Source organism: Armatimonas sp., from assembly GCF_031410135.1.
Classification (GTDB): domain Bacteria; phylum Armatimonadota; class Armatimonadia; order Armatimonadales; family Armatimonadaceae; genus Armatimonas.
The window spans coordinates 1-8,959 of sequence record NZ_JANNYP010000042.1 but is presented as its reverse complement, the minus strand read 5'-3'; the positions used below and the strand labels follow the sequence as shown (position 1 = coordinate 8,959).

General features: G+C 58.8%; 12 protein-coding genes. 7 read left to right on the top strand and 5 right to left on the bottom strand.

The window, feature by feature from the left end; translation table 11 throughout:
• Positions 1-860: PA14 domain-containing protein (locus tag RMO15_RS01550; RefSeq protein WP_309707183.1), on the top strand; the 860-nt coding region annotated here is incomplete at its 5' end.
• Here the strand turns inward: RMO15_RS01550 and RMO15_RS01545 are convergent.
• Positions 849-2,138: a thermonuclease family protein gene (locus RMO15_RS01545; RefSeq protein ID WP_309707182.1), complete on the bottom strand. Its 1,290-nt coding sequence runs from the start codon at positions 2,136-2,138 to the stop codon at positions 849-851. The genes RMO15_RS01550 and RMO15_RS01545 overlap by 12 nt on opposite strands.
• An 87-nt stretch (positions 2,139-2,225) precedes the next feature.
• On the opposite strand from RMO15_RS01545, the gene RMO15_RS01540 reads away from it, so the two are divergent.
• Positions 2,226-3,359, top strand: coding sequence for a hypothetical protein (locus RMO15_RS01540; RefSeq protein WP_309707180.1), 1,134 nt, complete (start codon positions 2,226-2,228; stop codon positions 3,357-3,359).
• On the opposite strand, the gene RMO15_RS01535 is transcribed toward RMO15_RS01540, so the two are convergent.
• From RMO15_RS01535 to RMO15_RS01525, 3 genes are read right to left on the bottom strand one after another with little or no spacing between them, the layout of a single operon-like run.
• Entirely contained in the window at positions 3,349-3,852 is a 504-nt protein-coding gene (locus RMO15_RS01535; RefSeq protein WP_309707179.1) for an endonuclease V, read from the bottom strand. The two genes, RMO15_RS01540 and RMO15_RS01535, sit on opposite strands and share 11 nt — an antisense overlap.
• 17 nt (positions 3,853-3,869) lie before the next feature.
• The gene (locus RMO15_RS01530; protein WP_309707177.1) at positions 3,870-4,481 is read right to left on the bottom strand and encodes a Uma2 family endonuclease; all 612 of its coding nucleotides are present in this window, start codon (positions 4,479-4,481) and stop codon (positions 3,870-3,872) included.
• Positions 4,482-4,490: 9 nt separating this feature from the next.
• On the bottom strand, positions 4,491-5,486 hold the full coding sequence (locus RMO15_RS01525) for an aldo/keto reductase (RefSeq protein WP_309707176.1): 996 nt from the start codon (positions 5,484-5,486) through the stop codon (positions 4,491-4,493).
• Positions 5,487-5,533: 47 nt separating this feature from the next.
• On the opposite strand from RMO15_RS01525, the gene RMO15_RS01520 reads away from it, so the two are divergent.
• The 5 genes from RMO15_RS01520 to RMO15_RS01500 all read left to right on the top strand — a co-directional run bounded on the left by RMO15_RS01520 (position 5,534) and on the right by RMO15_RS01500 (position 8,801).
• On the top strand, positions 5,534-6,865 hold the full coding sequence (locus RMO15_RS01520; RefSeq protein ID WP_309707175.1) for an MFS transporter: 1,332 nt from the start codon (positions 5,534-5,536) through the stop codon (positions 6,863-6,865).
• Between the two features lie 68 nt (positions 6,866-6,933).
• Positions 6,934-7,269: a metalloregulator ArsR/SmtB family transcription factor gene (locus RMO15_RS01515; RefSeq protein ID WP_309707173.1), complete on the top strand. Its 336-nt coding sequence runs from the start codon at positions 6,934-6,936 to the stop codon at positions 7,267-7,269.
• Positions 7,256-7,747 carry an ArsI/CadI family heavy metal resistance metalloenzyme gene (locus RMO15_RS01510; protein WP_309707172.1) on the top strand — a complete coding sequence of 164 codons (492 nt, stop codon included), beginning with the start codon at positions 7,256-7,258 and terminating at the stop codon, positions 7,745-7,747. The genes RMO15_RS01515 and RMO15_RS01510 overlap by 14 nt, the downstream gene beginning before the upstream one ends.
• Positions 7,744-8,148: an arsenate reductase ArsC gene (locus RMO15_RS01505; protein WP_309707170.1), complete on the top strand. Its 405-nt coding sequence runs from the start codon at positions 7,744-7,746 to the stop codon at positions 8,146-8,148. Before RMO15_RS01510 ends, RMO15_RS01505 begins: the two co-directional genes overlap by 4 nt.
• A complete protein-coding gene (locus tag RMO15_RS01500) occupies positions 8,145-8,801 on the top strand; it encodes an aquaporin (protein WP_309707168.1) in 657 nt (218 codons plus the stop codon). Before RMO15_RS01505 ends, RMO15_RS01500 begins: the two co-directional genes overlap by 4 nt.
• Here the strand turns inward: RMO15_RS01500 and RMO15_RS33130 are convergent.
• The coding region (locus RMO15_RS33130) for a cation:proton antiporter (protein ID WP_369016059.1) at positions 8,798-8,959 on the bottom strand (162 nt) is incomplete at its 5' end. The genes RMO15_RS01500 and RMO15_RS33130 overlap by 4 nt on opposite strands.

Genomic DNA, 8,959 nt, shown 5'->3' with positions numbered 1-8,959 from the left:
CCTATCTCCGGCGCTTTCAGCTCCCTTTGAACCCGACGGGCACTGTTCCGGGGTTTACGCCACCGATGCCGATCTCGGGCGTTCCTCTGCCCTTTCTGCCCAAGAGTGCCCTTCGTGGGCGGCGCTATATCTTGGTGGATGAGTGGGGGCCGTACGACTTTGAGCGCCCGATTCTCTGGCCCCGTGGCGAGGGTACTTACGACATTCTGGGGCCGAAGGGAAAGTGGCGGCTAGTAGCTGCGGAGGGGGCGACGCTCTCCCAGACCTCGGGAAACGTGCCGGGCGAGGTGAAACTAAGTGTCGAAGCGGGGCGTGTGGGGACGACAAAAGTGGAGCTGGAGTATACCGGGGAGGCGACGCGCGATAGTTGGGGCAGGCTTACCCCCAAAGGTAAGCCAACTCGCTTTGGCTTCTCTCGCTTCTTTGCTCCCATTGCCTGGGACGTTACCTTCTACCCCTGGAGCAAGGCAGAAAACCCCACGGATATCCACAGCGTCCCCAGTGAGCGCCATCGGGATCAGGTTCGGGCTCTCGTGAAGCCTCTCAAAACTGAGAAACGCGACAGGCTTGACTACGCAGGGAGCTCCTTTGGCAAAGGGATTCCAGGCGATCACTTCTACACGTATGCTGAGGGCAGCTTTACGGTTCCTCCCGGCGCGTATCTTCTTGATGTCACCACCGATGATGGCTGCCGTGTCTCGCTTGATGACAAGCAAATTCTGGGTGATGCCTGGAAGTACCAGGGGCCGACCCTTTACACGATCCCTGTCACTCTCGGCGGGAAACACAAGCTGACCGTCGAGCACTTCCAGATTGATGGCTACGCGACTCTCAAGGTAGACCTGAGGCTAGGAAGGTAAACCTGCGCTGAGGATCGTGAAGTAGCCCCCCACAAGAAGCGCCGTCACGGCCAAGACGATCAGTGCTATGGCGAGCTGAACGGGAACATGGGTCAAGCGGCGCTCATCTCCTTCAATAACGAGAAGCGGCGTAGTCTGGCTGGGGGAGAAGACTCCGTAGAGGGTCAGGGTGATATCGGCAGGAATAAAAAAGACCTCGGTGCGGATATCACCGCCGTAAGAGCGTGCGTGCCACTTCTCGACGGGAATGTCGTTGTAGAACCGCGCGATGCGAATCGGCTTGAACCGCACCCGATCTAGAGGCACCATATACTGCTCGGTGCCATCGTCAAGCACAAAGGGAATGGTATCGGTCTCGTTGTAGGTTGTGCGCCAGGCTCCATCTCGGAAGATCTGGGTTACTTCGTGTAGATAGAGCCCCGGAATGCGACCGGCAATACTGACAGCAAGCTCTGCTTGGGCACGAACAAGCCCACGCACTTTCAGAGGAGTTAACGTGTTGGTCGCGTCTGCGAGTAGTGCGGGACGCTGGCGAAGGCGACGCGCATCACGGCTCACCCACTCCGCTCCAGTTAGGCAGGCTGCCGCCACCAGAATCCCTACCGCAAGTGGCCACAAAACCGCGGGCCGCCCTTGGGAGATATTGGGAAGGTCTTTCTCTGTTGCTGGCATCGGTAGCGGCGCAGGGCTTGAGGATACCTTGGGAGTCGGCAGCGTTTTCGGCGTCGGCGAAACAGTTGGTGAAGCAGTCGGAGAGGATGTCGGGGGGGGCAACGACATGCTTTTCGGGTTCCCAATAGCTTGTCGCAAGCGAATTTTCTCTAGCTCTAGGTTGCCCCAGACCCCGGCTCGCGCATCCCGTGCCCGCTTCTCCGCCGCCTCAAGGTCCCGACGAGCGGGAGCATACTGCCTTGCCCATGTTGCCAGCCCCTGCTCCACCAGCTCAATCGAGATATTATGCTCCCCGGGCAGGTAGGTAACATCGCCGTAGACCACGCCCTTGGCCGCCGTCCCTCGAACACCCACATTGACCTGTTTGCCCAGCACGCGCGCCTTTGCCCACTCTCGAGCCACGGCGGCAAGCTCGCCACTGGCTGGGCAAACGGTTCCGTGCAGGCGTACTTTGAGTGTCCAGCTATCCAGCTTCACCGAGAGCTGATCCCCGTGCTCCACCTCGATCACCGTTCCATGAAAGGCATCCTGGGCCATTGCCCCTCGCGAGAGCAGAGCCAAAGAAGCCCAGAACAAGAGTCCCATCCAAAAAGCCAAAGAACGCACGGAAGACCTTTCGCCATACGCGAGGCAATTTCCTGCGGGAGGAAGGTTTTCCCTTTATGATGAACCTAAGCTCTGGAGGATTAGTAAATGGTTTTCTCGGCACGAAATTTTTCTCTGGCACTGGGGCTTGCCGCACTCATGGCACTCCCCGCGACAGCACAAGACATTACCTTTGGCGGCGATGCACGCGCCTTTGCGATGGGCGGAGCAGGAATTGCCTCACTTGCGGGCAATAGTATCAGTGGTATGGGCTCCCGCAACAACCCCGCCTCACTCGCGTTTGCCAAGGGGCTAATGCGCTTCCATTTTCCCAATATCGGAGCACGGGCGGATGGTGCGATCTCCGTGACGAAGGCCGCAGACTACCTCATCAATAGTGGCTCGGGTGGCGATGCAACAAATCTCGCAAAGCGCTTCGCTTCCGAGGACTCCCGCTTTGGTCTCAATGGAAGCGTCGGGCTGCGTGTCGGGCCGGTAGAAGTGCTGGCAAGCGGAGTGGCGCAGGGCTATATCTTGCCCAATGCCGCGCTACAAACCTGGGGCAAGAGCGGCGGTACGGGCAGTGTCCCCTCCAACTCCCAGGCAGATGTCCTGGCAACCGCGATCTACTCGCTCCCCCAGGTCGGGTTTGCGTCCCAGCTGAAGTCGGGGACGGGTGGAGAGAACTTCACGGTCGCAGTGGGAGCGCGCATCAAGTACATGAACGCCGTCTACGCCCACTACTTTGCCGATAAAGCGGCGCTAGATGGTGGGACAGACGCGCTGAAAGCCCCCGAGATGGGTGGCAAGGACACGCTGACCAAACAAGGAGTGGGAGCGGATCTGGGGATCATGCTTGAGTCTAAAAAGCTCCTAGGTTTCTCAGGCGGCCTGGTAATTGCCAACGCGATCAAACCAAACTTCACCTTCACCGGACAGTTTGGGGCCAATGCAAACGGCGGCGGTGGCACACGCACGTACAATCTTCTCGCAACCACGGCAACAGCAGGGGTTGGCTTTCAGAAAGGTGGCATGACGGCCGTTGCGGATCTGGTGGACATGACAGGAGCCATTGGAAAAGCCGAGCTACGGGCCGGTGTGGAGCAGAAGCTAGGGCCCATTGCGCTCCGAGCGGGCTACAACAGCGCCACGGGCTATACCTATGGCTTGGGGCTTGGCGGCTTTGATATTGCCCTAGGCAAGCGCCAGCCGCTGGAAGTCGTTCGCACCCTCAGGTTCTAGCGCGGCAGAGCGCGTCCACGCGCTTGAGTAGAGTTGGCAGGCGATGTGCTCCGTGCATCGCCTGCACGTTTTTAGCGGCGTCCGCGATTTCGTAGCCCACCGCACTCACGAAAAGCGGGCTTGCACTCTCGCCACGAAGCACTTCCAACACCGGCGCGGCTCCTACAAAGCGTGTCTTGGCCACCCCGACCACGGGGATTTTCCGGTCAAGCGCCGCAAAAAGATGACCACCCAACCCTGGATGGCTCTCATCACCTAGCCAGACATAGCCATCGACAATAATCGTCGTTAGCTCGGGCAAGACCAGCGTGAGCAGTGCCAGCAAACAGGGCAGCTCGCGCTTGTAGAACTGACCCGGAACGTACTCCGCCACGTCTTCTATCCGTACCGTCCACTCCCGCGTCGGCGCAGCATCGTCCCAGCTTTCAAAGAGCACACACGCGGCTATCGCATGCCCATCGGCAAAGTACTGAACATCGGTCGCAGCAATCATACTCTCTATATAGCGGCTCAAGCCTCTTGTGGCAAAAGATCTGCTATGGCAATTGCAGTGTCTGGTGCAAAGAGGGGCGTGACACTAGCCGTGATGCGGAGGGTTTGAAGGCTTCGGTACTCGCCGTCTTCCGGGTCGCGGCGCACTTCAAGATAGCTTCCCACAACGTTGAGAATCCAGTACTCGGGAATCTGCGCCTCGGCATAGAGGCGTGCTTTCTCACTCCGATCATAGGCCAGCATGGAGTCCGAGACTTCACCCACAAGCAACGTGTCAGCCGCCCACGGATGGGCACTCTGATAGTCTCGGACAGTTCCGTGAATGACAGCAAAGTCAGGTTCGGGGTCTGAGGCTTCCCCCACAAAGAGAGGGAGCTGGCAGCGAACATAGGCGCTCGCTAGACGTGCGGGGAACATGAGCGCATCTTGAACCAGAGAGATGGCGCTGGCATGACGAGGGCCATGGGGCATCTTTTCTTTAACTTCTCCTCGAATCAACTCCAGCTTTTCCGTGGGGCCAAAAAGACCAATGTCATAAGCACGGTAGTACTCTTCACGTGTCCAAAGGCGGGTACGCGGCTGATACTCTGTGGGCAAAACAGCGGATTGTAGTAGTGTTGTGGCACTCATGGCTTTAGTTTACATCCATCTTGCGGTGGGGCCAAAGTCGGCGCGGTAGTATTCGGAGACATGCGTTCCGGGGGGGAAGAGCGCATCTAAGTCGGCGTGGTCTTCGGCGGTGAGCGTGAGGTTTCGTGCGGCCATGTAGGCTTCATACTGTGCGGCATTTTTGGGGCCGATGATCGGGCTGGTGACGCCGGGCTGATGCAACACCCATGCCAGCGCGACTTGCGACGGATCGTAGCCTCGGCTGTCGCACCACGCAACGTATTTTTCGACGGTCTGGAGCGCGGAGTCGTTATCGCGAGCAAAGGGGGCAGACTTGCTGGCATAGCGGGCACCGTCGGGGCGAGGTGCACCAGCGCGGTACTTGCCCGAGAGCAGTCCCCCTGCCAGCGGTGCCCAAGGAATGGTCGCGATTCCATAGGCGCGACACATCGGCAAGAGCTCGCGCTCGATGCGGCGATCTAGTAAGTTATACGGTGGCTGCTCACAGACAAAGCGGTTCAGGTGCAGGGTATTGGAGGCCCAGAGGCTCTCGACAACCTGGTAGGCCGCAAACGTGCTCGTCCCGATATAGCGTACTTTCCCCGAGCGAACCAGGTCGTCAAGGGCACGCAGGGTCTCATCAATCGGGATGCTGGACTGCGGACGGTGGATCTGGTAGAGGTCAATGTGATCAGTGCCGAGGCGCTTGAGAGAGTCCTCACAGCCCTTGATAATATGATAGCGGTGCGAGCCAAAGTCGTTTGGCCCCTCCCCCATCCGGTTAAAGACCTTGGTGGCAAGAAAAACCTTGTCGCGTTTTTCTCCGGCTAGAGCCTTGCCCACAATGGTCTCACTAACACCACGAGTGTAGACATCTGCCGTATCGAAGAAGTTAATGCCCTCGTCTATCGCGCGGTGCATCAGCGCAATCGAATCAGCTTCCGAGCAGTCGTCGCCAAAGTTCATACAGCCCAGGCACAAATCGGAGACCTGCACTCCCGTGCGGCCAAAAGATCGGTAGTTCATGAAAGAATTGTACCTGGAGTCTGCCTCAATTAGGGTACAGTAAAAGCATGTCTATGTCTGACGCGGAGATGACGGGTTCTTACGCCCTAGAGCGGGCTGTCATAAAGAAAATCATGACGCGCCTGATTCCCTTTCTCGCCCTTTTGTATGTGTTTTGTCTGCTAGACCGAGGCAATGTGAGTATCGCGGCACTAACCATGCAAAAAGACCTCTCTTTTAGTGACAAGGTCTATGGGATGGGTGCGGGTATTTTCTTTATCGGCTACTTTATGTTTGAGGTGCCTTCGAACCTCATCATGGAGCGTGTCGGGGCGCGTCTCTGGATCGCACGCATCATGATCACCTGGGGTGTTATCTCTGCCGCGATGATGTTTGTCAAGACCCCGTTGCAGTTTTACTCAATGCGTTTCCTGTTGGGAGTTGCGGAAGCAGGGTTTTATCCGGGGGTCTTGCTGTATCTGACCTACTGGATTCCAGCCTCCTACCGAGCGACCGTGATGTCGCGTTTTCTGGCGCTGACCGCCTTTATCAATATCTTCGGTGGGCCACTGGGCGGCCAGCTGCTCAAGCTCCATGGCTGGCATGGGCTAGCAGGTTGGCAGTGGCTCTTTCTCATTGAGGGGATACCTTCCGTGCTCCTTAGTGTCGCCGTTCTGCGCTTTCTGTCGGACTCTCCCCAAAAGGCTCCCTGGCTCACAGAACCGGAAAAAGAGTGGCTCGCCAACCGCTTGGAGCACGATGCCAAGACCCAGCAGCGTGTCCACCACTTCGACTGGCGCAAAGCGCTTCATGAGCCGCGTGTCCGGAACCTCTGCCTGATCTTTATTCTCACCTCGACGGCTAATAACGCCATTGGCTTCTTCACCCCCCAGCTCATCAAGGCCCGTAGTGAGGGGCTCTGGTCCGACACCGCCGTTGTCACTTGGGGAGCCATCCCTGGGATTGTGGGCGCAATTGCCATGATGCTGGCCGCGACCCACTCTGACCGAACAGGCAAGCGTCGCCTGCATGTCACGGTGGGCTATGGGATTGCCAGCCTTGGGATCTTGCTCTGTGCTCTCATGCCCAGTGCTGCGACCCTTTTGGTGGCCCTCTCAGTCAAGGATCTCGGGGAGCGCATCGCGGCGGGCTCATACTGGGCCGTGACCACCAACCTACTAGGAGCACGGGCGGCGGCGGGTGGCCTGGCCTTTATCAACTCCGTCGGGAACCTCGGCGGAATGATCGGCCCCAACCTCATGGGAGAGCTAAAAACCCGAAGCGGCGGCGCGTTTGGCCCGGGCCTCTTCACCGCGGTTGGCATTATGTTCACCGCGGCAGTTCTCTCCTACGTCATGCTGAAGCCCCCTCCTGCCTCAGAGCCCGAGATCGCACGCTAAAACTTGCTCTTGCACCACTTGAACTTCGGTGATACGATTATTTCGTCAATTCGCGAAATACAAAACTAATGACTAAGGAACAGCTTACCACCGCCTTCAAGGCCCTAGGGGATCCCACTCGCCTCGCGATCTTTCAGTGCCTCCGTGACTGCTGCCCCACTGCCGCGTTCGAGGACGATGGTCGGATTCGCCCCGCCGACGGCCCGACCGTTGGGGAGGTGTGCTGCCAGATCACGGGTGCGGAGAAGATCACCTCCACGGTGTCCGCCCACCTGAAAGAGCTACGGCTCGCGGGGCTCATCACGATGGAGAAGCGCGGGAAGTTTGTTGTCTGTGCTCTGAATCCCACGACCGTGGCAGAGCTTGCCGCATTTCTAGGAGAAAAAACAAATGCCTGCTGCTAAGACCCATGTCTCGCTCAATGTGAGCGATGTTACCCAGTCAGTTGCCTTCTACGAGGCGTTCTTTGGTGAGAAAGCCCACAAGCTGCGCCCCGGCTACGCCAACTTCGATCTAGAGTCCCCTGCTCTCAAGCTGGCGCTCAATGAGAGCGCTGTCACCACGGGCGGTGCGCTAAACCATCTCGGAGTTGTGCTCGATTCCACGGAGGCGGTCAATGCGACCCGTGAGCGCCTCGCGGCGGCGAACCTTATTACTCTTGACGAGGGCGACACCGTCTGCTGCCACGCACGCCAAGACAAAGTCTGGGCTCAAGACCCCGATGGCAACTCCTGGGAGGTCTACGTGATCCTGGATGACATGCAAGATGGTGCGTTCGAGGCCCCTCCGAGTGAGACCCAGCCCGTGGGCTGTTGCACGCCAAAGGCGCGTGGCCTAAGCCTTTCGATGGCAAAAACCAGTGGAGGTTGCGGCTGCTCATGAGGCGTGTGTTGTTTGTCTGTGTCCATAACGCGGGCCGCTCCCAGATGGCGGAAGCGTTTGTCAATCACTACGCCAGAGAGCGCGGCTTAGCGGTGATCGGCGAGTCAGCGGGAACCGTCGCGGGCACTCAGATCAACCCCGTCGCAGTTGAGGTGATGAGTGAGCTAGGCATCTCAATGGCGAGCCAGTCACCTAAGCAGCTTACCCAAGAGCTGGCCGATAGCGCCGATAAAAAGATCACCATGGGCTGCGGTGTGGATGCCGCTGCCTGCCCTGCGCGGATATTCTTTACCGAGGACTGGGGCCTAGACGATCCCAAGGGCCAGCCACTTGAGAAAGTGCGTGAGATTCGTGACCAGATCAGGGAGCGTGTCGAGAAGCTCCTGACAGAGCTTGTATGAAGCAGAAGTTTCTGGCGGAGCTTGTGGGCACCTTTGGGATTGTCTTTGCGCCGGTGGCACTCTCGGCCTCGGGCAAGCTTCCCGGCGGTGATGGCTCGCTGGCAGCAGCGGCGTGGGCATCAGGGCTGGCGGTGCTGGCCATGATCTATACCTTTGGGCACATCAGCTCCGCGCACTTCAACCCTGCCGTCACGCTGGGTTTTGCAGTCTCGGGACGCTTTTCGTGGAAACAAGTCCCTGGCTATGTTCTGGCGCAGGTGCTGGGGGCAACCCTTGCGGCAGGGCTCACGGCGCTGATCTTTGGGGCAGGAGCCCACGGTACCCATGTTCCTGCGGCTTCAATATCCATGCTCTCTTGTGTGCTCCTTGAGCTGACCCTCTCGTTCTTGCTCATGATGCTCATCCTGGCCGTCGCCACAGACCCGCGCGGAGCCACGCCGCTTGCCGGAGTCGCAATCGGGCTGTGTGTGGTGTTTCTCGTCTGGATTGGCGGCCCCGTCACGGGCGGCTCAATGAACCCGGCACGCTCCCTTGGCCCGGCTCTGGTTTCTGGGGGAGCCGCGCTTTCGTCGTGGTGGATCTATCTGCTGGGGCCGTGTCTAGGAACAACGCTCGCCGCTCGCCTCTACGAAGCCCTGCGCGACAGCAGCTAGTGTTCTAAAAGCCCGAGGCGCTTGAGCAGGGGTGTGAAGGTCAAGCCCTGGACAATCACAGAGAAGACGACAACCCCGAGTGTGGTGACGATAAGCTCTGCGCGGAGTGGCAAGGTCTTTGGTAAGCCGAGAACGAGGGCAAGGGCGAGAGCACCACG